Source organism: Escherichia sp. XD33 (assembly GCF_019375075.1).
GTDB classification, from domain to species: domain Bacteria; phylum Pseudomonadota; class Gammaproteobacteria; order Enterobacterales; family Enterobacteriaceae; genus Enterobacter; species Enterobacter flexneri_A.
The window spans coordinates 36,774-60,802 of sequence record NZ_JAENDM010000011.1 but is presented as its reverse complement, the minus strand read 5'-3'; the positions used below and the strand labels follow the sequence as shown (position 1 = coordinate 60,802).

The window sequence follows — 24,029 nt, the reverse complement described above, 5'->3', positions numbered from 1 at the left end:
GCTGCGTTTTCTACTCAAAGCTCCCTTATCACTCACGGTGATAAGGATGGTTGGTGGTGATGCTCCACGCCCGGTACAGACTCTCTGCGACCAGCACGCGAACCAGCGGATGGGGGAGGGTAAGCGCCGACAGCGACCAGCTCTGCTCAGCCGCCGCTTTACAGGCAGGCGACAACCCTTCAGGCCCGCCAATCAGTAGACTGACGTCGCGACCATCCAGCTTCCAGCGTTCCAGCTCAGCGGCTAACTGCGGCGTATCCCAGGGCTTGCCTGGAATATCGAGGGTGACAATGCGGTTTTTGCCTGCGGCCGCCAACATCTGCTCACCCTCTTTGTCGAGTATGCGCTTGATGTCCGCATTCTTGCCGCGTTTTCCGGCCGGAATTTCAATCAGCTCGAAGGGCATATCTTTCGGAAAACGACGCAGGTACTCGGTAAAACCGGTTTGTACCCAGTCCGGCATTTTCGTTCCCACGGCGACAAGTTGCAGCTTCACGCATTAACTCCAGAGTTTTTCCAGTTCATACAGGCGACGGCTCTCTTCCTGCATGACATGGACAATCACATCGCCCAAATCCACGACAATCCAGTCGGCGCTGTTTTCACCTTCTACGCCGAGCGGTAACAGGCCCGCTGCGCGAGACTCCTGCACAACGTGGTCAGCAATGGACATAACATGACGGCTGGACGTACCCGTACAGATGATCATGCAGTCGGTGATGCTGGATTTGCCCTGAACGTCTAAGGCGATGATGTCCTGACCTTTGAGGTCATCAATTTTGTCGATAACAAAATCCTGGAGTGCTTTACCCTGCAAGTTTTCCCCCTGGGTGAATCAAATAGATAAAAATGGTCTGTCAGTATACCTGAACCAGAGGCGATTTCGGGACAATTGTCGCCGAATCGGCTTTCGAAAGTGGGCTATCATCCCACCCCGCGCCGCAGATTGCATCGCCATTTTTGTAAAACAATTTCTACAAAGTCGTGTCTGGCGGAAAAAGTCTGGCTGCGGAGAATATCAGCCTGCCCGGGGCTGTCAATGGTCGTTGCGGCTTACCCGTAAAAAAACAGAAAAGTCATGCATTCTCGACCCCGATGGCACGGCTATTGAGGACGCGTAGCGTCGCGAATTTTTGGTTGATATCAATGGCGCTCCAACACCCCTGGTCAACGCGAAAATGCCACATAGACTCGGCAGGCATGCCAATTAAACGAGCAATTAACAGACTCAGTACGCCCTGATGGCTGACGATTAAAATATTCTGATAGTGCTGATATTCACTAAGCCTTGCGATAAAGCGTTCCACACGTTGCGAAAATGCCTGAAATCCTTCACCGTTCGTGGGGATAGCATGCTGCCAGTCATTGCACCACGCGCTATAGTTTTCGGCATCTTCTTGCATGAGGTCGCGATGATGTCGCATCTCCCAGTCGCCAAAAAACATTTCGTTGAGTTCAGGGATGATATGAACGGGGAGCTGGCGGTCACTGAGAACCAGTCGCGCGGTATGCTGTGCCCGTTCCAGTTCACTGCATAAAACCAGGTCAAAGAAAACATCATGTAGCAGTGTATGCAGATTTTGCGCTTGCTCAATACCGCGTGCGGTCAGGGGGGTGGCCGCATGACCGCTGTACAGACCATCGACATTCGCTTGTGTTTCGCCATGACGAATTAACCACAGTCGCATCATGCCCTCCGTAACGACAGGTATCAGCGATACAAGCCTTGTTGGTTAATGTACGTCAATACCGGTTCCGGCAATAAATCCTCACACGATTCACCGTTTTGCAAACGTTCGCGGATGATGGTCGCCGAGATGTTAAACCACGGCGTTTCAGCCAGATAAATTTTACCGGCAGGCTGAAGGTGAAGATCTTCCGGGTTATGTGTCAAATGATCTTCCAGCCATTGCTGGTATTGCGGTTGCGCCATTTCAAGTGGGTAACCTGGACGCCGACAGACGATCAAATGTGCATTGTCGAGTATCGTTTCGTATTCGTACCAGGTCGGAAAGGTCAGCAATGAATCCTGACCAATAATAAACGCCAGCGGCACGTCCGGTCCTTGTTCCTGCCGCCACTCTTTCAGTGTTTGCGCAGTGTAAGAGGGGGCATTGCGCTTTAGCTCGCGTTCATCAAGAGTAAATAATGGCTTGTCGGCAATCGCCAGTTCAAGCATGTGTTTACGCTGCACGCTGTTCGCTTCCGGCTGGGGACGATGCGGAGGAACATTATTAGGGATGATTGTGACCCGCGTCAGACCAATCAAATTCGCCAGCGTTTCCACGGGTTTTAGATGACCATAGTGCACCGGATCAAAGGTGCCGCCAAACAGAGCCTGTAAAGATTTCATATCAACCGTCGATAAATACGTCCGCCAGGGGTTTATGGCACAACAGAAGAGATAACCCTTCCAGCTCTGCCCACACTGACTGACCGTAATCTTGTTTGAGGGTGAGTTCCGTTCGTGTCAGGAGTTGCACGGCCTGACGTAACTGCGGCTGACTTAAGCGATTTAACGCCTCGCCCATCATGCCCCGGCGGTTCTGCCATACCCGATGCTTATCAAACAACGCACGCAGTGGCGTATGGGCAGACTGGCGTTTCAGGTTAACCAGTAACAACAGTTCACGTTGTAATGTGCGCAACAAAATAACCGGCTCGCTGCCTTCCAGACACAGTTGCTGAAGAATATGCAACGCGCGCTTACTTTTTCCCATCAACAAAGCATCAACCCAATGAAAAGGGGTGAAATGCGCGGCATCATTCACCGCCTGTTCAACGCGCGGTAATGTCAGTTTGCCGTCCGGCCAGAGTAGCGATAAACGCTCCAGTGCCTGTGCCAGCGCCAGCAGGTTTCCTTCATAACAGTAGCAGAGCACCTGATTCGCCGCGTCATCCAGTTCTAAGTTGAGCTGTTTTGCGCGCGCAGCAACCCAGCGGGGAAGCTGAGCCTGCTCCGGTGTCTGACAGGTCACCTGCACGCTGCGATTCGCAAGAGCAGTAAACCAGGCGGCATTTTCTTGCGCTTTGCTTAATTTATTACCGCGGACGATCAACAGCAGGTCGTCATGCAGAAGTCCGGTGAGTGTGAGAAGTTGTTCATTGATCGCCGCATTCGGTCCGTTTTCTGGTAACAACAGCAATAGCGTTTGTCGACTGGCAAACAGACTCATAGCCTGGCATAACGAAAAGATCGCATTCCAGTCAGTGTTGGGATCAATGGAAAAAGTGTGGTGTTCTTCGAATCCTTGTGCCGCAGCTACCTGACGAACAGCGTCCTGGCTTTCCTGCAATAACAGAGGATCGTTACCAAGTAAAAGATACGCCGCGCGCAGCCCTTCATTGAGCTGCGCGCGGAGTTGTTCCGGGTACAACCGAATCATCAGTTACCCAGCGTGGTGGAGACGCGTGCAGGCGTTGCCGGAGTATCCGTTGTGGTCGACGTCTGTTCTTCGTCGGAACGAATATCCGCAGCACGAATGCTTGGCAGCTTACGAATCAGCTGTTCGGCAGCACGGTCGTACATCTCTTTTACGATCATGTCTTGTTCGTTATCTTTCGCTAACGCCATTTGCGGGTTATCGAAGAACGAACGGAAGACTTTGGCGCTAATCGGGTAGATATCACGGCCGGGGATCAACACGGTCGCATTAACCGTCATGATCATCTGATACTCTGCTGTTTGACCGTTACGGAATACCGATGCGGTATCTTTCGCGATGCTCACTTTACCCAAACGCAGGGATGGAACGTCCTTACGCGTGGTTTCTTTATCAAGCAACTCGACACCATTCAGACGTAACTGGTTACGCACCGCACGGCTTAATGGCCCGTTCGGATCGCCTGAGTCCAGGATCATGACCTTCATAGTGGAAGGAACCTGCGTGGTATCACGCAGATGCCAGCCACACCCGGCGGTGATTAACACCGCCAGAGATAACAACAATGTTGCCAGATATCGCACGCTTCCTCCCGCGCTTAGCCAACGACCAGATTGAGGAGTTTACCTGGTACGTAAATCACTTTACGTACAGTAACGCCATCAAGATATTTTGCTACCAGATGTTCCTGGCCAGCACGTTCGCGAACCTGTTCTTCCGTTGCGTCCACCGGAACGGTGATTTTGGCACGGACTTTACCGTTAACCTGCACCACGACCAGCGTGGAGTCTTCCACCATCGCTTTTTCGTCAGCAACCGGCCACGGCGCGTTGTCGATATCGCCTTCGCCTTTCAGTTCCTGCCACAGCGTGAAGCAGATGTGCGGGGTGAACGGGTTAAGCATACGGACAACGGCCAGCAGCGCTTCCTGCATCAGAGCGCGATCCTGCTCGCCATCGGTTGGTGCTTTCGCCAGTTTGTTCATCAGCTCCATAATCGCCGCAATTGCGGTGTTGAAGGTCTGACGACGGCCGATATCATCGGTCACTTTAGCGATAGTTTTATGCACATCGCGACGCAGCGCTTTCTGATCTTCAGTCAGCGCATCAACGTTCAGTGCCGCAACATCACCTTTTGCTGTGTGCTCGTAAACCAGTTTCCAGACACGTTTCAGGAAGCGGTTAGCCCCTTCCACACCGGATTCCTGCCATTCGAGAGTCATATCAGCCGGAGAAGCAAACATCATAAACAGACGAACGGTGTCCGCGCCGTAACGTTCAACCATCACCTGCGGGTCGATACCGTTGTTCTTCGACTTGGACATTTTGCTCATGCCGGTATAAACCAGTTCATGGCCTGCCGCATCTTTCGCTTTCACGATACGGCCTTTCTCGTCACGTTCAACGATAGCATCAACCGGGGAAACCCAGTTACGTTCGCCGTTTTCGCCAACATAGTAGAAGGCATCTGCCAGCACCATACCCTGACACAGCAACTGTTTCGCTGGTTCGTCAGAGTTCACCATGCCTGCATCACGCATCAGTTTGTGGAAGAAGCGGAAGTAGAGCAGGTGCATAATGGCGTGTTCAATACCACCAATGTAGATATCCACCGGCAGCCAGTAGTTAGCCGCTTCGGAATCCAGCATACCTTCTTTGTACTCTGGGCAAGTGTAGCGCGCATAGTACCAGGAGGACTCCATAAAGGTGTCGAAAGTGTCGGTTTCACGCAGCGCTGGCATACCGTTAACGGTAGTTTTTGCCCACTCCGGATCTGCTTTAATCGGGCTGTTAATGCCGTCCATCACCACATCTTCCGGCAGGATCACCGGCAGCTGGTCGTCCGGGGTCGGCATTACGGTACCGTCTTCCAGCGTCACCATCGGAATCGGCGCGCCCCAGTAACGCTGACGAGAAACACCCCAGTCGCGCAGGCGGTAGTTCACTTTACGCTCGCCAACGCCCATCGCAGTCAGTTTATCGGCGATGGCGTTGAAGGCCGCTTCATGGTCAAGACCGTTGAACTCGCCAGAGTTGAACAGCACGCCTTTTTCAGTCAGGGCTTGCTGAGAAAGATCTGGCTCAGAGCCGTCAGCTGCCAGGATAACCGGTTTGATGTTCAGGCCGTATTTAGAGGCAAACTCGTAGTCGCGCTGGTCGTGACCCGGAACCGCCATAACTGCGCCCGTGCCGTACTCCATCAATACGAAGTTTGCTGCCCAAACGGGAATTTCTTCGCCCGTTAATGGGTGAACAGCTTTAAAGCCAGTATCGACGCCTTTTTTCTCCATCGTCGCCATTTCAGCTTCGGCAACTTTGGTGTTACGGCATTCGTCAATAAAGGCCGCCAGTTCAGGATTATTTTCCGCCGCTTTCTGCGCCAGCGGATGACCCGCAGCTACCGCCAGGTAGGTACAACCCATAAAGGTGTCCGGGCGGGTAGTGTAAACGGTCAGCGTGTTGTCATAGTCGTTAACGTTGAAGGTGATCTCCACGCCTTCGGAACGACCGATCCAGTTACGCTGCATGGTTTTAACGGTGTCTGGCCAGTGATCCAGTTTATCCAGATCGTTGAGCAGCTCGTCAGCGTAAGCAGTGATTTTGATAAACCACTGCGGGATCTCTTTACGTTCAACTTTGGTATCGCAGCGCCAGCAGCAGCCGTCGATAACTTGTTCGTTCGCCAGTACGGTCTGGTCGTTCGGGCACCAGTTGACCGCAGAAGTCTTCTTATATACCAGGCCTTTTTTATACAGCTCGGTGAAGAATTTCTGTTCCCAACGGTAGTATTCCGGCGTACAGGTTGCCAGCTCGCGGCTCCAGTCATAACCAAAGCCCAGCATTTTGAGCTGGTTTTTCATATACGCGATGTTGTCGTACGTCCACGGTGCCGGAGCGGTGTTGTTTTTCACCGCCGCGCCTTCCGCAGGCAGACCAAACGCGTCCCAGCCGATCGGCTGCAGGACGTTTTTGCCCAGCATACGCTGGTAGCGGGCGATCACGTCACCGATGGTGTAGTTACGTACGTGGCCCATGTGTAGTCGACCAGAAGGATAGGGAAGCATAGACAGGCAGTAATACTTCTCTTTGCTCTCGTCTTCGGTTACTTCAAATGTGCGCTTCTCATCCCAATGAAGCTGTACTTTGGATTCTATCTCTTCCGGGCGGTATTGCTCTTGCATGGCAGCCAGTGGTCCTGTTTTCAATACGGCTACAAATGTAGCGTTGAGGTGGTTTTTCAGATCCGCATAGCATAGCCCAAACGTCCGCGTCAAAACAGCCTTTCGCGCACTCGACGTTGAAATGATGCCCGGATTATTCATACATTAATTTACAGAGTTTGTGGGCGTATTAGCAAAGCAAGGAACAAAGAACGTCTATTATTATAGTCAGTTAACGACCCGGGAGATGAAACGATGAACAAGGTTGCTCAATATTACCGTGAACTGGTTGCGTCACTGAGCGAACGCCTGCGCAATGGCGAACGTGATATCGACGCACTGGTGGAACAGGCGCGCGAGCGCGTAATAAAAACAGGGGAGTTAACGCGAACCGAGGTCGATGAGCTGACGCGAGCTGTCAGACGTGACCTGGAAGAGTTCGCCATGAGCTATGAAGAGAGCCTGAAAGAAGAATCTGACAGCGTCTTTATGCGGGTGATTAAAGAAAGCTTGTGGCAGGAGCTGGCAGACATCACCGATAAAACGCAGCTTGAATGGCGCGAAGTTTTCCAGGACCTCAATCATCATGGGGTTTATCACAGCGGAGAAGTGGTCGGGCTGGGAAATCTGGTCTGCGAGAAATGTCACTTCCATCTCCCGATCTACACACCGGAAGTGCTGACGCTATGCCCGAAATGTGGTCATGACCAGTTCCAGAGACGCCCGTTTGAGCCGTAATAGTCTGATTTCGCACAGCAATAAAGAGAATATGGGCCGAATGAAATTCCCCGGCCCTTGTTTTTATCTCTACAGTAAATCTTCAGTCTCACGAATTTCCTGACTGACATCTCTGGTTCCGGATGACTGAACTTTACGATACAGGTCGAGAGCCTGTCGGAGATCGACAGGTCTTCCTTCTCCGTAGTGATACATAATGGCCAGGTTATACCAGGCAGTGGCGTCATTGCATTCAGCGGCTTTCGTAAACCATTCAAAGGCAGCCTGATAATCTTTCTCAACGCCTTGTCCGTGTTTATACATATAACCGATGTTGACGTAAGCGCCGACGCTCCCCTGAGCGGCAGCCTTCAGATACCAGTACATCGCTTGCTTATAGTCCTGGTCCACCCCTTCGCCAGCGTTATAATCCCATGCAATTTGAAACTGGGCGTGCCGATTACCCTGCTGTGCGCTTTTCAAATACCAGAATGCGGCGAGTGTCTTGTTTTGAGCAACGCCTTTTCCGTCTTCATAAAGATCGGCCAGATTGTTTTGCGCGTCACTATGGCCTTGTAATGCAGCTTGTTTGTACCAGAAAAATGCCAGCGCATAGTCTTTTGCGACTCCGTTGCCATTTCTGTACATCCACCCAAGATTATTTTGCGCATAAGACATTCCGCTCTCCGCGGCTATCTGATACCAGACAACCGCTTCTTTATAATTGGGGGCTTCTCCACGATCCAGTGTCCAGCCAAGGGCGTTGGAAGCGAAAGTATGGCCTTGTAGGGCAGCTTTTTTCAGCCAGAAGATGGCTTGCTCATTATCTTTATGACGGCTTTTATCCTCGGTATACTTTTGCCCTAAGGAATACTGTGCTTCACAATGACCTTGCTCAGCGGCCAGCTTCAGCCAGTAAAAGGCTTTTTCGTCGTCCGGAGAATCAATTGCGCTATCGCGATTATAATAAAACCCAACAATATATTGAGCCTCGCAATCGCCTTTTTCAGCACGTTCGATAATCTCATCTATTGATAAATTATCGCAGCAACTTGACGTGAAAATCATTATCATTTCCTTATGGTTGCAGATAAAACATATTATATTTTTATGTGTTCCATTTTTGCGTAAGCCTTATTTTATGCGTATTATGTCGCGTCAGAAAAGTATAAATAAACGAGCCTCGCAATGCGGCTAATATTCATTTAATGAATATTTAAGGATAAATTATATGGACATGGAGTCGCAAAAAATATTGTTTGCACTTTCCACTCCGATGGAAATACGCAATGAATGCTGTTTACCTTCGCATTCATCACCCAAAATGTATTTAGGTACATGCTTTTTTGACCTTTCTTCCTCATGGGGAATTGATGACCGTGATGACCTGCTGCGCACAATTCACCGAATGATCGATAACGGTCATGCCGCTCGGTTGGCAGGGTTTTATCACCGCTGGTTTCGTTATTCGCCATGTGAATGGCGTGACTATCTTGCTGAACTAAATGAGCAAGGTCAGGCTTATGCGCAATTTGTCGCCAGCACCGCCGAATGCTGTGGCGAAGGGGGAATCAAAGCCTGGGATTATGTCCGGATGGGTTTTTTAAGCCGAATGGGCGTACTTAATAACTGGTTGAGCGAAGAAGAAAGTCTATGGATCCAGTCGCGCATTCATCTACGGGCTCTACGTTATTATAGTAACTGGCGGCAATACTTTGCCGGTTATACCTTTGGTCGGCAATATTGGCAGTCTCCCGAAGATGATCATCTGCCTTTATTACGCGAATTCTTAGCGCGTTAAGAATACGACGATTCCGGCAATGATATGTTTTATCAATTATTTGCCAGTGATGATGCGTATTACCCTACCTTGTCCTGGCAACCATTGGCTTACTATTCTGCATGCCCGGAAACGCTTAAAGATATGAGCGACCTATGAAAAATTGCTGGAAGATCCTCGATATAGAGGAAACGACTGACGTCGATATTATCCGCCGCGCTTATCTGGCGCTGTTACCGTCCTTTCATCCAGAAACCGATCCGCAGGGTTTTAAACAACTTCGTCAGGCGTATGAGGAGGCGCTACGGATTGCGCAGTCGCCTGCTAAATCTGTTTGGCAACCAGAAGAATATGAGGTAGCAGAACATGAAATTCTGCTCGCCTTTCGTGCGTTACTTGCCTCTGATAGTGAACGTTTTCTGCCCTCCGCCTGGCAGCGATTCATTCAGCAATTAAATTATTGCTCGATGGAGGAGATTGATGAATTACGCTGGTCGCTGTGCACAATCGCCATGAACACTGCCCATTTATCCTTCGAGTGCGTGGTGTTATTAGCAGAAAGATTGCGGTGGTTACAGGAGGAAAATACCGGGGAAATAGACGAAGAAGAACTGGAATCCTTTTTATATGCCATTGCGAAGGGGAATGTTTTTAACTTCCAGACCATTCTGCATCTGCCCGTTGCCGTGCAAAATGACACCATCGATTTTTACCAAATGTTCGCTCGGATTTGGTCATCGCATCCACAATGGCTGACATTGTATTTAGCGCAACATCGCGCAGTGATTATCCCCGATGATGCAAAACTGCACAGAAATTTACTCCGCTGGTATAGCGCAGGTCGCCTGGATATCCCCGAACTTCTGGATTACGCCCAGTCATGGCGGGAAACTGAACCTGATAATGAAGATGCGCCTTATTATGAATACGCGCAACGCGTCTATTGTGGAGAAGGCGAAAGCCTGTTGGCAGAACTTTGTGACTACTGGCGCGAGTATCCCTCCACCCAGGCGGATGCTTTAATGTTGCAATGGTGCCGTCAGCATCGGGTCGATTATTACCCATTACTGGTGATGATGATTGAAGCGCGTGATCTGGTTAACGATCAGGGAAAACCGCTACTTTATGTCCCCGGCGACAGCGCCCGTACGCGTTTTCATTTATACGAAATACTCAGCGATGAAAAACTCTCTGCGCTGGGGCGTTCACTGGTCGAGATGGTTTTGCACAAAGGACGTAAGCCGCGGATCTCACTCACGCGTGATACAGAACATACCTTATGGCCATTATATCTAGTTGCCAAACAATTAGTGCAGGCCTGCCAACCTACAGAAGAATCATTAATGCCGATTGTGAGCCGCCTTGATGCAGAAAATCGTTGTCCACTGGAAGCATTAATTATTCGTCGATTATTAATTCAGGCGGCGAATTTTACCGAGAAGCAAACTGTTGAACCGGAGCCGCAACCGCAGCCAATGCCCGTTGACGATGGTGGGCCAGGCTGTCTGGGCATCATTAAAATTATTTTCTATATTTTTATCTTTGCTGGTTTGATAGGGAAAATACTCCATCTGTTCGGGTGACAGTCGACGTTAATGTGCGGGAAGCCCGGCAAGTAATCTTTCCGCATTTTTGTAATATTGTTTGGCGGCCAGTTTTAACCATTTTTGAGATTCATAATGGTTAACATTAATACCTGAGCCATTTCTGTAGATCAAACCTAAAGTATATTGAGCATGAGCATACCCTTGTTCAGCTGCTTCCTTATACCAGAGAATTGCTTTACGGGTGTCGGGGTTGACCCCCAGACCTTTGAGGTAGATCCACCCCAGTTTACTTTGCGCGCGTGGATTTTCCTGTTCCGCTGATTGCTCATACCAGTATCTCGCCTGTGTATAATCCAGTGGTTTACCGTCGCTACCATGAAGATAAAATTCTCCAAGGCGATATTGCGACGTTGAGTGACCATGAATCGCGGAAAGCTCCGTGGCTGCCGTGGTGAATGGAAGACTGCCCGGTGAGCTTAAATAATCAAAGGCATAATTCACCATGGCTTTATCACGCAACGTCGTTTTCTTGGGTTGGCTAATACAGGTAATTGCTGCAACTATAAAAATTGCGAATATATACATTAATTTTTTATTCATGTGTGAATGCTTCGATTTTCTTTTTATTTTGAAAGCGTCAAGTTTATACTCATCAATAATAAAAAAGTAGTCAGTTAATGCACTTAAGGGATTATTAACAAATGAATAAGGAAGAACAATATCTTCTTTTTGCGCTTTCTGCGCCCATGGAAATACTTAATCAGGGTTGCAAACCCGCGCATGACTCGCCAAAAATGTATACTGGGATAAAAGAATTCGAGCTCTCATCATCCTGGGGAATAAATAATCGTGATGATTTAATTCAGACTATTTATCAGATGACTGATGATGGTCATGCCAATGATTTAGCTGGCTTATATCTGACATGGCATCGCTCTTCCCCTGAAGAGTGGAAAGCATTAATTGCTGGTGGCTCGGAGAGAGGGTTGATTTATACCCAATTCGTTGCCCAAACCGCTATGTGCTGTGGGGAAGGGGGAATCAAAGCCTGGGATTATGTTCGAATGGGGTTTCTGTCACGGGTCGGTGTGCTCAACAAGTGGCTGACGGAAGAAGAGAGTTTATGGCTGCAATCGCGCGTCTATGTACGAGCTCACCATTACTATCACAGCTGGATGCACTATTTTTCCGCCTATTCGTTAGGACGTCTCTACTGGCAATCTTCTCAGTGCGAAGACAACACTTCGCTACGCGAGGCGCTAACCCTGTACAAATACGATAGCGCCGGGAGTCGTATGTTCGAAGAGCTGGCAGCGGGAAGCGATCGTTTCTATGCCACGCTTCCCTGGCAGCCATTAACTGTCCAGTCTGAATGCCCGGTAACGCTTAAGGATGTGAGCGACCTATGAAAACATGTTGGCAAATCCTCGAAATTAAAAGCACGACGCAAATAGACATTATCCGCCAGGCTTATCTTGCTCGCTTACCGTTGTGTCATCCCGAAACCGATCCGCAAGGGTTTAAAGCATTACGCCAGGCCTATGAAGAGGCCCTGCGACTGGCGGTAAATCCTGTCGAGGAAGCAGATGATGAAGAAAAAGATGCTGCCGCTGAACATGAAATACTACGTGCATTCAGGACATTACTGGATTCAGAAAGTGATCGTTTTCAGCCTTCCGCCTGGCAGAAATTTATTCAGCAATTAAATACCTGGAACATGGAGGATGTCGATCAATTACGCTGGCCGCTGTGTGCAATCGCCATAGAAGCGCGATATCTTTCATTAAATTGTGCTTCTTTGCTGGCAGAGCGTTTGAACTGGCATTCATTTAATGACAGCGAAGGAATGGATGAGGAAGAAAGGGAGGCTTTTCTTGAGGCCATTCAGGCTGGTGATTGTTTCGATTTCCTTAGCCTTCTGGAATATCCCATTGCGTTGCAGAACCAGACTGTTGAGTATTACTTCGCGCTGGAACGTTGCTGCCGTTACCATCCTGACTATGTCACTGCGTTTTTGGCGATGGAAGGTCCGTGGTTAATTCCTGATGATGCAAAGTTACATCGCAAACTGTTGCGCTGGTACAGCTCGGTGCAAACAGGTATGGCGGAACTCATTCCTGTCGCTCAACAGTGGCAAACGGAAGAACCAGAAAGCGAAGATGCCCGGTATTACTTGTGTGCACAACGTTTGTACTGCGGCGAGGGGGAAAGCCTGCTTGCCGATCTCTGCGCGTACTGGGAAAGTTACCCATCTACACAAGCTGATAATTTGTTGTTGCAGTGGAGCAAGCGTCATTGCCCGGATTATTTCGCGTTATTAGTGATGGTTATCGAAGCGCGGAGCATGGTAGATGCGCAAGGTCAACCGCTGAAATATGTTCCTGGTGAGAGCGCCCGGACGCGGCTGTTATGGGCGGAGATTTTACATAGCGGAAAATTATCGCCGTTAGGTCAATCGTTTATTGAGTCGTTATTCTTCAAGCGCAAAGCATGGGCGTGGTGGAAATCGAGAGTCGGTAGCGAGACAGAGCAAGATTCACCGTTCCTGGATTTGTATCGGGTAGCGGAACAGGTAGTACTTGAAGCGTTTCCGAAACAAGAGATGCTGGCCCGTCTTAATACAAGGCTGGAAGGCGGAGATGCTCATCCATTAGAGGCCATTGTCACCCGGATGCTTTTGACGAAAGTGAAACTCGAGCCGGAGGATGAAGATGTCGATGAGCCAACACCTGAAAATCATGAAGAAAAAAATGATGAGGGTGAAAAACCACAGAGCATTACCAGCATTATCAAAATCAGTTTAACGGTGCTGGTGATAGGTTATGCTCTCGGCAAAATCGCGATGTTGTTTAGCTGACGATGTGTTTTTTGCGCCGATGCCGGATGCAGCGTTTACGCCGCATCCGGCAGCCGTGTTTATGGGATCTCAATGGCTAAATAATCGCTCGCCCGCCGCCGAACTTCATCCACGCGGGCCATATCGTTTGACTGCAACGCCGCATCAAAATCGGTGATCACCCGGCCGATCTCTTCTCGCTCGTCACCCAGCGCCCGCGCCCACAACTCTTCCAGTTTGGCTTTAAAGGTGCGATTGATGAGCATATCGCGCGGATAAATTTTCAATGCGGATAACCGCGTCCGACTCTCTTCAATCTGCTGCGCGCTCAATGTTACCGGGCTGTGGTTAATCACTCTGGACTTAACGCTGCCGTCTTCCAGAAGCACGTCAACTTCAAGCAACCCGTTGATATCATAACTAAAGCGAATATCAATCGACTGATAAGCCCCGGTTTTCTTCAACGGCACATCGAAGGTTTCCACCAGAATGTTGTTTTTAACTTTGTGGTTTTCTCCCTGATAGACGTTAACCGTAATTGAATCCTGTTCCGGGTGCATGGTTGAATAAGTTTCTACACGCGACACGGGCACAGTGGTGTTTCGTTCAATAATCGGCGAGAAAATGCCGGAAACGCCCTGGCGGTTAACTTCAACGCCCAACGAGTAAGGGCAAATATCAGTGAGGATTACCTCTTCAATATCTTCACTGCGTAAGCGGCAGGCGGCCTGGATTGCTGCGCCCAGCGCGACAATGGTGCTCGGATCGTAACTTTGATACGGTAATTTGCCAAACAGACGCACGGCGATTCGCTGCACCAGCGGCATTTGTGACGCGCCGCCAACCAGCACCAGACTGTCGATTTGACTCGGCTTCAGACGCGCATCGCGCAACGCCTGTTCAATCGGCACTCGCAAGCGATTGAGCAGCGGCAACCACAAATCTTCCAGTTCGTTCTCGTAAAATTCGCATTCCCGCGTTTCTTCCTGATACTGCCAGCGAATGTGCAATGGCGATTGATTGCTACATTTTGCCGCTTCCACACAGGCGTACAAGGCTGCCAGTTCACTCTCGTTAAGCGTGGTCCTGGCGACATCCGCGCGTTTTAAAACCTCATCGACCAGCATATGGGTAAAATCTTCGCCACCAAGAAAGTTGTCGCCAGCGGAGGCGTGAACTTCAATCACCGGCGTGGCGTACTCAAGCACCGTAACGTCAAACGTGCCGCCACCGAGATCAAACACCAGCGAACGGGTATTTTGTTGGGTATGCAGGCCATACGCCATCGCAGCTGCTGTGGGTTCATTAATTAAGCGTACCGCATTTAACCCGGCTAACTCCGCTGCTAAACGGGTATGCTTGCGTTGTTCATCGCTGAAATAAGCCGGAACGGAGATCACCACATCTTTAATCGGACGTTGCAGAAATTCTTCGGCATCTTCTTTTAATGAGCGTAATACCAAAGAGGACAGTTCTGGCGCGTTAAATGTGTCGCTGCCTAACCGCCAGTTGGTATTACTGCCCATTGCACGTTTAAATAACGCTGCCGTTTTATCCGGATGCGAAGTACGCCGTGATACAGCCGGTTTTCCGACTAAAATATGATTATTTTCATCCATGCTAATTATGGATGGTGTTAAATATTCACCGAACTTATTTGGAATTAATTGCGCGGCACCGTCTTTCCAGACGGCAATTAAACTATTGGTAGTACCGAGATCGATACCAATGGCGAGTTCTGCATTATCCATTGCATTTATATCTTGAAAGAAAAAGAGATAAACAGATTAAGACCACCCAGGTAACGCGTGGTGATCTTAATCAATGACGTGTGTTAAGCGTAAAATTTCAGACGATCAGCCAGTAAATCAACAAAGCCCTGACGATCAACATCGACCATTACGGTGGCATTCGGTTTATTGCCTGTCAGATAATAATAATCAACAACCGTCATACCCTGGGTATATTTCCCCTGTGTTTCCACGCCAACCCAGCGCTCAACAGAGGTAAATAACTCCGGTTTCAACAGCCAGGCGATGGTGCATGGGTCATGCAGTGGTGCGCCGACAAAGCCCCATTTTTCGTCTTTATGATATTCGAGGAAGAAATCCAGCAGTTCGGCAACAATGGTTGAAACAGGGTTACCAATCGCGCGGAAACGCTCGGTGTCTTCAACGTGGATTTGTGCTTTATGAGTAACATCCAGACCGGCCATCACCACCGGGATCCCTGACTGGAAGACAATTTCTGCCGCTTCCGGGTCAACGTAAATATTAAATTCAGCCGCAGGCGTCCAGTTACCCAGCCCCATAGCGCCACCCATAATCACGATACGGGCAATTTTGCTATGCAGTTCCGGATGGCTATTGAGCAGCAAGGCAACGTTAGTTTGCGGTCCGGTAGACACAATGGTGACAGGTTCCGCACTTTCACGCAGCGTTTTCGCCATCAGCTCTACCGCCGTACAGTTTTGCGGTGCGAATGTCGGTTCCGGTAATGCCGGGCCGTCGAGACCGCTTTCGCCGTGCACATTGTCCGCGATAATCAACTCACGCATTAACGGTTTTACCGCGCCGCCTGCTACCGGAATATCGGTGCGATTAAGCAAGGTCAGCATACGCAGAACATTGCGTAAGGTTTTTTCTGGTGTCTGGTTTCCGGCGGAAGACGTAATTGCTTTGACATCAAGCTCTGGTGAGGCGAGGGCGAGAACTATTGCGATAGCGTCGTCATGACCTGGGTCGCAATCTAACAGAATTGGCAGTGCCATTGTTGCTCCTTGTTGTGTGCTTCTTTGCGACAAGGGTAACGCCAGGATGTAACAGATACGAGGGGCGAAACGATAAAGCGTGAGATGGCGCGCAATTGGGTATGCGCGCCAGAGTGATTAATGCAGGATTTTCGCGAGGAAGTCTTTTGCGCGGTCCGATTTCGGATCATCGAAGAAAGCGTCTTTCGGCGAGTCTTCGACAATTTTACCCTCGTCCATAAAGATCACCCGATTCGCCACTTTACGGGCAAAGCCCATTTCGTGGGTCACCACCATCATGGTCATTCCTTCGTTCGCCAGTTCCACCATCACGTCCAGTACTTCGTTGATCATCTCCGGATCCAGCGCCGATGTCGGTTCGTCAAACAGCATCGCAATAGGATCCATACACAACGCGCGAGCGATTGCCACACGCTGCTGCTGACCGCCGGAAAGCTGCGCCGGAAACTTATTGGCGTGAGCAGAAAGCCCGACACGCTCCAGCAGTTTCAGGGCTTTTTCACGAGCCGGCGCTTTATCGCGTTTAAGCACTTTCACCTGCGCCAGGGTCAGGTTTTCGATAATCGACAGATGAGGGAACAGCTCGAAATGCTGGAATACCATCCCGACGCGGGAACGCAGCTTTGCCAGATCGGTTTTCTTGTCGTTAACCACGATACCATCGACGGTGATTTCACCTTGCTGCACCGGTTCGAGGCCGTTGACGGTTTTAATCAGCGTTGATTTGCCGGAACCAGACGGGCCGCAAACCACCACCACTTCGCCTTTTTTCACTTCGGTTGAGCAGTCGGTCAGCACCTGAAAGTGACCATACCATTTTGAAACATTTTTCAGGGTAATCATTATGCTGTCCTTCTTTTCAAGTAGCTGACCAACAACGACGCGCTAAGACTAATAACGAAATAAACAAATCCGGCAAACAGGATCATCTCAACCTGCGTACCATCACGCTCACCAATGGTTGAGGCGGTACGGAAGAAATCGGCCAGGGATAACACATACACCAGTGAGGTATCCTGGAACAGTACGATGCCCTGAGTGAGCAGCAGCGGCACCATCGCGCGGAACGCCTGCGGCAGAATAATCAGTTTCATCGACTGCCAGTGAGTCATTCCCAACGCCAGCGCGGCGCTCGATTGACCACGAGAAATACTTTGAATACCAGCACGGATAATCTCTGAATAGTAGGCCGCTTCAAACATCGAAAACGCCACCATCGCCGAAATTAAACGGATATCATTTTTTGGCGATAATCCCAGCACGTTTTGCAGAAAACCCGGCACGATCAGGTAAAACCACAGCAAAACCATAACTAAAGGAATCGAGCGGAATACGTTAACGTAGGCTTTGGCAAACCACGCCACGGGCGCAAAGCTGGATAAACGCATCACCGCCAGCATCGTGCCCCACAAAATACCAATCACTACCGCCGTGACGGTGATTTTCAGGGTGATCACCAGCCCGTCGAGCAGATATGGCAGGGAAGGGACAATGGAACTCCAGTCAAACTCGTACATTATTTGCCCCCCATGTTGCCAGGCAGGCGAACTTTACGTTCAACCAGCGTCATCACCAGCATGATAAAAGCGTTAATCAACACATACGCCAGCGTAATGGCGGTAAACGACTCCCAGGCATGGGCTGAGTAATCGAGCAATTTACCCGCCTGCGCCGCCATATCCACCAGACCGATAGTCGAGGCGATGGCGGAGTTTTTCACCAGGTTCATCATCTCTGAGGTCATCGGCGGGACGATAACGCGATAAGCATTAGGCAGCAGTACGTATCGATAAGCCTGCGGTAGCGTCAGGCCCATCGCCAGCGCGGCATTTTTTTGCCCTCGCGGCAGCGACTGAATCGCGGCGCGTACCTGTTCGCAAACACGGGCGGCGGTAAACAGCCCCAGGCAGAGCATGGATGAAAGGAAAAACTGAATATTGGGATCCAGCTCGGCCTTAAACCACATGCCGATTTTCTCCGGCAGCAGCTCCGGGAGCACCAGATACCAGGTAAAGAATTGCACAATCAACGGCACGTTGCGGAACAGTTCGACATACAACGTACCCAGACCAGAGAGAAAACGGTTTGGAACGGTACGTAAAATGCCGAAAAATGAACCGACGAGGAAAGCGATAATCCAGGCGCAGATCGACAAAGCGATCGTCACCTGAAAACCACTCCAGATCCAACCAAGATAGGTGGTGTTGCCGAACGGGGCTTGTTGTAAAAAAATACCCCAGTTCCAGTCTATAGACATAAATCTACTCCAGAAAAAAGAGGGTAGCAGCGTTAACTGCTACCCTCGAAGATTGTTACCCAGCGTATTGCGGTTTTCAGGCCCGATGGGGAACGACCATCAGGCGTATAGTCTGTCCGTGCTACGTAACAATCGAGAGGGCTGGAATTTCCGCCCCTGGTTCTTGTAATTAGTTCAGTGCCTTGTCATTCGGTTCTTTGAACAGTGCTTTCATTTCGTCTGACAGTTCGAAATTCATGTTCAGGTTTTTCGGCGGAATTGGATTTTTGAACCACTTATCAAACCATTTTTCCGCTTCACCGGAGGTCTGCACCTGAGCGATGGTGTCATCCATCAGCTTTTTGAACTGCGGATCATCTTTACGCAACATACAACCGTAGGCCTCCTGAGACTGCGGCTTGCCGACGATTTCCCAGTTGTCTGGTTTCTTCGCTTTCGCACGTTCACCGGCCAGCAGAGCGTCATCCATCATAAAGGCAACGGCACGACCGCTTTCCAGGGTGCGGAAAGAGTCACCGTGATCTTTGGCGCTGATGATGCGCATATTCATTTTTTGCTCTTCATTCAGTTTGTTGAGCAAAACTTCAGAGGTAGTGCCGGAAGTGACGACTACGGCTTTGTCTTTCAGGTTGGCAAAATATTTGATATCGCCACCCTTTTTGGTCAACAGGCGCGTACCGACCACGAAAATAGTGTCAGAGAAAGCCGCCTGTTTTTGGCGTTCGACGTTGTTGGTGGTAGAACCACATTCAAAATCGAAAGTGCCGTTTTGCAGCAGTGGAATACGGTTTTGTGAGGTAATCGGAATCAGTTTTACCTGCAAGTCCGGTTTGTTGAGTTTCTTTTTCACTGCTTCAACAATGGCGTTGGAGTAATCCTGCGAGTAACCCACCACTTTTTGCTGATTGTCGTAATAAGAGAAAGGCACTGAAGATTCACGGTGACCGACGACAATCACACCGTTTTTGGCGATTTTGTCCAGCGTACTGCCCGCTGCCGGGGCGGCGTCATCTGCCTGTGCCAGTCCTGCGGAAAGCGCCAGGGCGAGGATTGCTGTGGCAGGTTTACGTAATTGCATATCCAACTCCTTTATCTTCTGCGTTAAGAACGCATGGATACCCGTTGTGAGTGTTTGTGTTGTTATCGTCTGCAACTTTATTGTGCAGTGTTGTGCCTGTTAGGTAACATTTAGTTTGGCTAAATGTAAAGATATTGCTGTTTTATTGTTTGTTTTTGCGAGATGCGCCGCACCATTCCGAAGCAAAATTCTTAAAATGCACTCTTTTAGTGCTACCGCTGGATTACTGTGGTGCAACTAGGTTGTACTGATGCTGATTCAGGGTTTGCCTTGTATAACAAAGCAATAGATGTGCCAAAGTTGGATAGGAGAATATTGTTATCCGGATAATGCACTGATGCCGCATCCGGTGAGCGTGCCGAAATATGGGATGTATTCCGGCACGATAAGAAGGGATTATTTACGTCGCTGACGCAGACTCATCAACACAGCAGCAAAACCAAACAATGCCGTCAGCACCCACAGCGGCCAGTTGCCGGTACGTGCGTATGGTGTGAGTCCGGTGGTCGGCGTCACGTTAGTGGTTAACACCTCGCGGGTGAACTGCGGGATCATCGCCTGAATCTCACCCTGCGGGCCAATCACCGCCGTAATGCCGTTGTTGGTGCTGCGCAACAGTGGGCGCGCCAGCTCCAGCGCACGCATTCGCGCCATCTGGAAGTGTTGCCATGGACCAATAGATTTACCAAACCACGCATCGTTGGAGATAGTCAGCAGATAGTCGGTATCCGGGCGGAAGTTATCGCGCACTTGCTCGCCGAGAATGATCTCGTAGCAAATAGCCGCAGTAAGCTCAATACCATTTGCCGACAGCGGCGGCTGGATATATGGCCCACGGCTGAACGACGACATCGGCAGATCAAAGAACGGTGCTAACGGACGCAGAATCGACTCCAGCGGGACAAACTCGCCAAACGGCACCAGATGGTTTTTGTTATAGCGATCGGCTGATTCGTAGCTGTACGGCGCACCTTTACCCAGCGTGATGATGGTGTTGTAGGTATCGTAGCGGTTCTGCTTATTGAGACGCGCGTCGACAATCCCGGTTACCAGCGAGCTACCTTTATCACGCAACTCACCGTCCAGTGCTTTGAGGAACGGTTGCTGATTAATTTCCAGATCGGTTATCGCCGACTCCGGCCAGATAATCAACGATGATTTGCCCATCAGCGGTGCCGTTGCGTTGTAGTAAATCTTCAGCGTATTAAGAAGCTGGCCTTCGTCCCATTTCAGCGATTGCGGAATATCGCCCTGAACCATCGAAACCTGAATGGTTTTCTCCGGTTGTGGGGTAAACCACTGGATGTAACGCAGCGGGAAGGGAAGGGCAAACAGCACGACGGCCACCACCAGCGGACGCCAGTTGCGTTTGACCAACGCCAGTGCCAGCAGGCCACTAACCATCATCAGCAGGAAGTTAATGGCTTCCACGCCCATTATCGGTGCCAGCCCTTTTAACGGGCCATCAATCTGGCTATAGCCGAACTGTAACCACGGGAAGCCGGTCAGTACCCAACCGCGCAGAAACTCGGTCACTTGCCAGAGGGCAGGGGCGGCAATCGCTACGCGCAGCCAGGTGGTTTTCGGCCACAGACGCGACAGCACGCCAGCAAACAGTCCGGTATACAGCGACAAATACGCCGCCAGCAGCACCACCAGGAAGATGTTAACCGGGCCAGGCATTCCGCCAAAGGTCGCGATGCTGACATAGACCCAGTTAATACCGCTGCCAAAGAGGCCAAATCCCCAGCAAAAGCCAATAGCGGCAGACTGGAGTGGACGGCGGTTAAAGGTCAACGCCTGAAGCCCCATCAGCGAAATAATCGCCGCAGGCCAGACGTCGTAAGGAGAGAAGGCCAGCGTTCCGCAGGCACCGAATAATAACGCCAGCAGCAGGCGAATGCGCTGGCGTTCAATTAATGAGGCAAAAGCCATGTAGTTATCTATCCAGTTTCGGTTTTATTCATCCAGCTTCGGCTGGGGTGAGTCATCCGGGATTTTGACATGAACCTGAATAATACGCCGACTGTCGGCCATCGCCACTTTGAACTGGTAACCGTCGATGTCGATAGTTTCGCCACGCGCCGGAAGATGCCCAAATGCCTGCATCACCAGACCACCGATAGTGTCGACTTCTTCATCGCTAAAGTGGGTGCCGAACGCTTCGTTGAAGTCTTCAATGGAAGCCAGTGCGCGTACGGTCCAGGTATGACGACTCAGCTGACGGAAGTCGATATCATCTTCTTCGTCATACTCGTCTTCAATCTCACCAACAATCAGTTCCAGGATGTCTTCAATGGTCACCAGACCGGAAACCCCACCGAATTCGTCAATAACGATCGCCATGTGGTAACGCTGAGAGCGAAACTCTTTCAGCATCCGGTCTACGCGCTTACTTTCAGGAACGACAACCGCCTGACGTAACACTTTGTCCATGCTGAAGGCTTCAGCATCGCTGCGCATAAACGGCAGCAAGTCTTTCGCCATCAGAATCCCTTCAATGTGATCTTTGTCTTCGCTAATCACCGGGAAACGTGAGTGGGCGGACTCGATGATGACATCAAGACATTCGTCCAGCGTCTGGTTGCGTTTCAGGGTAATCATCTGGGAGCGGGGGATCATGATGTCGCGAACGCGTTGGTCTGCGATGTCCATCACCCCTTCGAGCATATCGCGCGTATCTTCGTCGATAAGGTCGTTCTGCCCGGAATCACGGATCAGCGCCAGCAGTTCGTCACGGTTTTTCGGTTCACCGTGGAAAAGTTGGCTGAGTAACAGGGAGAAAAATCCCTTCTTGTTGCTTATCGTGTCACTACTGTGTGAATTGTCGTCGCTCATGGCGTCGTATGGGTTCTCATGTTAGTTAATCAAAACGCCGTCGTTAATCACCAACGGCGGGGACGTCTGCCAGTCAAATGCCTGGCAAATTATTCTTTCTCGGCAATGTACGGATCCTCATAGCCCAGAGCAAGCATAATCTCTGTTTCGAGGGCTTCCATTTCTTCTGCTTCGTCATCTTCGATGTGATCGTAACCTAACAAATGCAGACTGCCGTGCACCACCATATGCGCCCAGTGCGCCTCCAGTGGTTTGCCTTGCTCCTGAGCTTCCTTCTCAACCACCTGACGGCAGATAACCAGATCGCCCAGTAGCGACATTTCCATGCCAGGCGGCACTTCAAACGGGAAGGAGAGCACGTTGGTCGGCTTATCCTTACCGCGATAGGTCAGATTCAGACTGTGGCTTTCGGCGGTATCGACCACGCGAATCGTCACTTCCGATTCTTCCTGAAACTGCGGGATCACCGCATTCAGCCATGTCTGAAACTGGCTCTCTTCCGGTAACCCGGAATTATCTTCACATGCCAGTTGTAAATCGAGGATCACCTGACTCATTTTTGTTCCTGTTCTTCGCGCTTGCGTTCTGCTGCCAGCGCCGCTTTTCGTTTTTGTTCGGCTTCTTCCCAGGCTTCATAGGCGTTAACGATACGCGCCACCACAGGGTGACGAACCACGTCTTCGCTGTGGAAGAAGTTAAAGCTGATCTCTTCGACATCGGCCAGCACTTCGATGGCGTGACGTAAGCCTGATTTAGTATTACGCGGCAGGTCGATCTGTGTGACGTCGCCGGTGATAACCGCTTTTGAGTTAAAACCGATACGGGTCAGGAACATCTTCATCTGTTCGATGGTGGTGTTCTGGCTCTCATCGAGAATGATAAACGCGTCGTTCAGCGTACGACCACGCATATAGGCCAGCGGTGCGACTTCAATAACGTTGCGCTCAATCAGTTTCTCGACTTTCTCAAAGCCCAGCATTTCAAACAGCGCGTCGTACAGCGGGCGCAGATACGGGTCTACTTTCTGGCTTAAATCGCCAGGCAGGAAGCCCAGTTTCTCACCGGCTTCTACTGCCGGACGAGTCAGCAGAATACGGCGAATTTCCTGACGCTCCAGGGCATCAACTGCCGCAGCCACTGCCAGGTAGGTTTTACCCGTACCCGCCGGGCCAACGCCGAAGGTAATGTCATGGTCGAGAATATTGGCGATGTACTGCGCCTGGTTTGGCGTGCGCGGCTTAATTACGCCGCGTTTGGTTTTGATATTGACCGCTTTGCCGTACTCCGGCACGCTCTCCGCGCTTTGCTCCAGTACCCGCGCTTCTTTAATCGCAAGGTGGATCTGTTCCGGTTCGATATCCTGAATCTGACCGCGCATCGGGGCAGTATCGACATACAGGCTACGCAGAATGTCTGCCGCAGCGGTGACGCAAATCGGACGGCCGGTCAGTTTAAAGTGGTTATCGCGGCGATTGATCTCGATGCCGAGACGGCGTTCGAGCTGCTTGATGTTGTCATCAAACGGGCCGCACAGGCTCAACAGACGCGCATTGTCTGCTGGCTCCAGGGTGATTTCGCGAGTGTCTATGTTCAAACCGTTCCTCTTATCTGTATGCCGCCGGAAGCTGAACATTCACCGGCCTATAAGGAAATTATTCACGCC

23 protein-coding genes and 1 pseudogene are annotated in these 24,029 nt (G+C 50.4%); 5 read left to right on the top strand and 19 right to left on the bottom strand.

Annotation, left to right across the window (positions count from 1 at the left end; translation table 11 throughout):
* Positions 1 to 28 precede the first annotated feature (28 nt).
* From rlmH to leuS, 7 genes are all read right to left on the bottom strand, one after another.
* Entirely contained in the window at positions 29 to 496 is a 468-nt protein-coding gene (gene rlmH, locus K0778_RS09055) for a 23S rRNA (pseudouridine(1915)-N(3))-methyltransferase RlmH (protein WP_000776104.1), read from the bottom strand.
* A 3-nt stretch (positions 497 to 499) separates the two neighbouring features.
* Positions 500 to 817 carry a ribosome silencing factor gene (gene rsfS / locus K0778_RS09050; RefSeq protein ID WP_001161664.1) on the bottom strand — a complete coding sequence of 106 codons (318 nt, stop codon included), beginning with the start codon at positions 815 to 817 and terminating at the stop codon, positions 500 to 502.
* Positions 818 to 1,076: 259 nt separating this feature from the next.
* Complete coding sequence (locus K0778_RS09045) at positions 1,077 to 1,688, bottom strand: adenosylcobalamin/alpha-ribazole phosphatase (protein ID WP_001241883.1); 612 nt, start codon at positions 1,686 to 1,688, stop codon at positions 1,077 to 1,079.
* A 23-nt stretch (positions 1,689 to 1,711) separates the two neighbouring features.
* A complete protein-coding gene (gene nadD / locus K0778_RS09040; RefSeq protein WP_000838889.1) occupies positions 1,712 to 2,353 on the bottom strand; it encodes a nicotinate-nucleotide adenylyltransferase in 642 nt (213 codons plus the stop codon).
* Position 2,354: 1 nt separating this feature from the next.
* The gene (gene holA, locus K0778_RS09035) at positions 2,355 to 3,386 is read right to left on the bottom strand and encodes a DNA polymerase III subunit delta (RefSeq protein ID WP_000620529.1); all 1,032 of its coding nucleotides are present in this window, start codon (positions 3,384 to 3,386) and stop codon (positions 2,355 to 2,357) included.
* The gene (gene lptE / locus K0778_RS09030; protein WP_001269673.1) at positions 3,386 to 3,967 is read right to left on the bottom strand and encodes an LPS assembly lipoprotein LptE; all 582 of its coding nucleotides are present in this window, start codon (positions 3,965 to 3,967) and stop codon (positions 3,386 to 3,388) included. The genes holA and lptE overlap by 1 nt, the downstream gene beginning before the upstream one ends.
* Positions 3,968 to 3,981: 14 nt before the next feature.
* A complete protein-coding gene (leuS, locus tag K0778_RS09025; RefSeq protein WP_001157886.1) occupies positions 3,982 to 6,564 on the bottom strand; it encodes a leucine--tRNA ligase in 2,583 nt (860 codons plus the stop codon).
* Between the two features lie 234 nt (positions 6,565 to 6,798).
* Here leuS and K0778_RS09020 point away from each other — a divergent pair, with 234 nt between their 5' ends.
* Entirely contained in the window at positions 6,799 to 7,281 is a 483-nt protein-coding gene (locus tag K0778_RS09020) for a zinc ribbon-containing protein (protein WP_001044880.1), read from the top strand.
* A 69-nt stretch (positions 7,282 to 7,350) separates the two neighbouring features.
* Here the strand turns inward: K0778_RS09020 and ybeQ are convergent, their stop codons facing one another.
* Positions 7,351 to 8,328, bottom strand: a complete 978-nt coding sequence (gene ybeQ / locus K0778_RS09015) for a Sel1 family TPR-like repeat protein YbeQ (RefSeq protein WP_000578178.1) — start codon at positions 8,326 to 8,328, stop codon at positions 7,351 to 7,353.
* Positions 8,329 to 8,491: 163 nt separating this feature from the next.
* On the opposite strand from ybeQ, the pseudogene K0778_RS09010 reads away from it, so the two are divergent.
* Both K0778_RS09010 and K0778_RS09005 read left to right on the top strand, forming a co-directional pair.
* Positions 8,492 to 9,199, top strand: a pseudogene (locus K0778_RS09010) (DUF1266 domain-containing protein).
* Positions 9,196 to 10,623 (top strand): J domain-containing protein, encoded by a 1,428-nt coding sequence (locus tag K0778_RS09005; RefSeq protein WP_000786572.1) that lies wholly within the window; start codon positions 9,196 to 9,198, stop codon positions 10,621 to 10,623. Before K0778_RS09010 ends, K0778_RS09005 begins: the two are co-directional and overlap by 4 nt.
* A gap of 9 nt (positions 10,624 to 10,632) precedes the next feature.
* Here the strand turns inward: K0778_RS09005 and K0778_RS09000 are convergent, their stop codons facing one another.
* Positions 10,633 to 11,187, bottom strand: coding sequence for a tetratricopeptide repeat protein (locus K0778_RS09000; protein ID WP_063084762.1), 555 nt, complete (start codon positions 11,185 to 11,187; stop codon positions 10,633 to 10,635).
* A gap of 101 nt (positions 11,188 to 11,288) precedes the next feature.
* Between K0778_RS09000 and K0778_RS08995 the strand changes: the two genes are divergently transcribed.
* On the top strand, positions 11,289 to 11,996 hold the full coding sequence (locus K0778_RS08995; protein ID WP_001030934.1) for a DUF1266 domain-containing protein: 708 nt from the start codon (positions 11,289 to 11,291) through the stop codon (positions 11,994 to 11,996).
* Positions 11,993 to 13,444: a co-chaperone DjlC gene (gene djlC / locus K0778_RS08990; protein WP_153449072.1), complete on the top strand. Its 1,452-nt coding sequence runs from the start codon at positions 11,993 to 11,995 to the stop codon at positions 13,442 to 13,444. Before K0778_RS08995 ends, djlC begins: the two co-directional genes overlap by 4 nt.
* Positions 13,445 to 13,503: 59 nt before the next feature.
* Here djlC and hscC read toward each other — a convergent pair whose 3' ends face one another.
* The 10 genes from hscC to K0778_RS08940 form a co-directional block, all read right to left on the bottom strand.
* Positions 13,504 to 15,174, bottom strand: coding sequence for a molecular chaperone HscC (hscC, locus tag K0778_RS08985; protein ID WP_063084761.1), 1,671 nt, complete (start codon positions 15,172 to 15,174; stop codon positions 13,504 to 13,506).
* An 83-nt stretch (positions 15,175 to 15,257) separates the two neighbouring features.
* On the bottom strand, positions 15,258 to 16,193 hold the full coding sequence (gene rihA / locus K0778_RS08980) for a pyrimidine-specific ribonucleoside hydrolase RihA (protein WP_001207520.1): 936 nt from the start codon (positions 16,191 to 16,193) through the stop codon (positions 15,258 to 15,260).
* Positions 16,194 to 16,310: 117 nt separating this feature from the next.
* On the bottom strand, positions 16,311 to 17,036 hold the full coding sequence (gltL, locus tag K0778_RS08975; protein ID WP_000631384.1) for a glutamate/aspartate ABC transporter ATP-binding protein GltL: 726 nt from the start codon (positions 17,034 to 17,036) through the stop codon (positions 16,311 to 16,313).
* Positions 17,036 to 17,710: a glutamate/aspartate ABC transporter permease GltK gene (gltK, locus tag K0778_RS08970; protein ID WP_000272824.1), complete on the bottom strand. Its 675-nt coding sequence runs from the start codon at positions 17,708 to 17,710 to the stop codon at positions 17,036 to 17,038. Before gltK ends, gltL begins: the two co-directional genes overlap by 1 nt.
* Complete coding sequence (gene gltJ / locus K0778_RS08965) at positions 17,710 to 18,450, bottom strand: glutamate/aspartate ABC transporter permease GltJ (protein ID WP_153449071.1); 741 nt, start codon at positions 18,448 to 18,450, stop codon at positions 17,710 to 17,712. Before gltJ ends, gltK begins: the two co-directional genes overlap by 1 nt.
* A 169-nt stretch (positions 18,451 to 18,619) precedes the next feature.
* The gene (gene gltI / locus K0778_RS08960; RefSeq protein WP_153449070.1) at positions 18,620 to 19,528 is read right to left on the bottom strand and encodes a glutamate/aspartate ABC transporter substrate-binding protein GltI; all 909 of its coding nucleotides are present in this window, start codon (positions 19,526 to 19,528) and stop codon (positions 18,620 to 18,622) included.
* A gap of 396 nt (positions 19,529 to 19,924) precedes the next feature.
* Positions 19,925 to 21,463 (bottom strand): apolipoprotein N-acyltransferase, encoded by a 1,539-nt coding sequence (lnt, locus tag K0778_RS08955; protein ID WP_000853021.1) that lies wholly within the window; start codon positions 21,461 to 21,463, stop codon positions 19,925 to 19,927.
* Positions 21,464 to 21,487: 24 nt separating this feature from the next.
* A complete protein-coding gene (corC, locus tag K0778_RS08950; protein WP_001278605.1) occupies positions 21,488 to 22,366 on the bottom strand; it encodes a CNNM family magnesium/cobalt transport protein CorC in 879 nt (292 codons plus the stop codon).
* 89 nt (positions 22,367 to 22,455) lie between these two features.
* Positions 22,456 to 22,923, bottom strand: a complete 468-nt coding sequence (gene ybeY / locus K0778_RS08945; RefSeq protein WP_000084469.1) for an rRNA maturation RNase YbeY — start codon at positions 22,921 to 22,923, stop codon at positions 22,456 to 22,458.
* The gene (locus K0778_RS08940) at positions 22,920 to 23,960 is read right to left on the bottom strand and encodes a PhoH family protein (protein WP_001018040.1); all 1,041 of its coding nucleotides are present in this window, start codon (positions 23,958 to 23,960) and stop codon (positions 22,920 to 22,922) included. The genes ybeY and K0778_RS08940 overlap by 4 nt, the downstream gene beginning before the upstream one ends.
* Positions 23,961 to 24,029 lie beyond the last annotated feature (69 nt).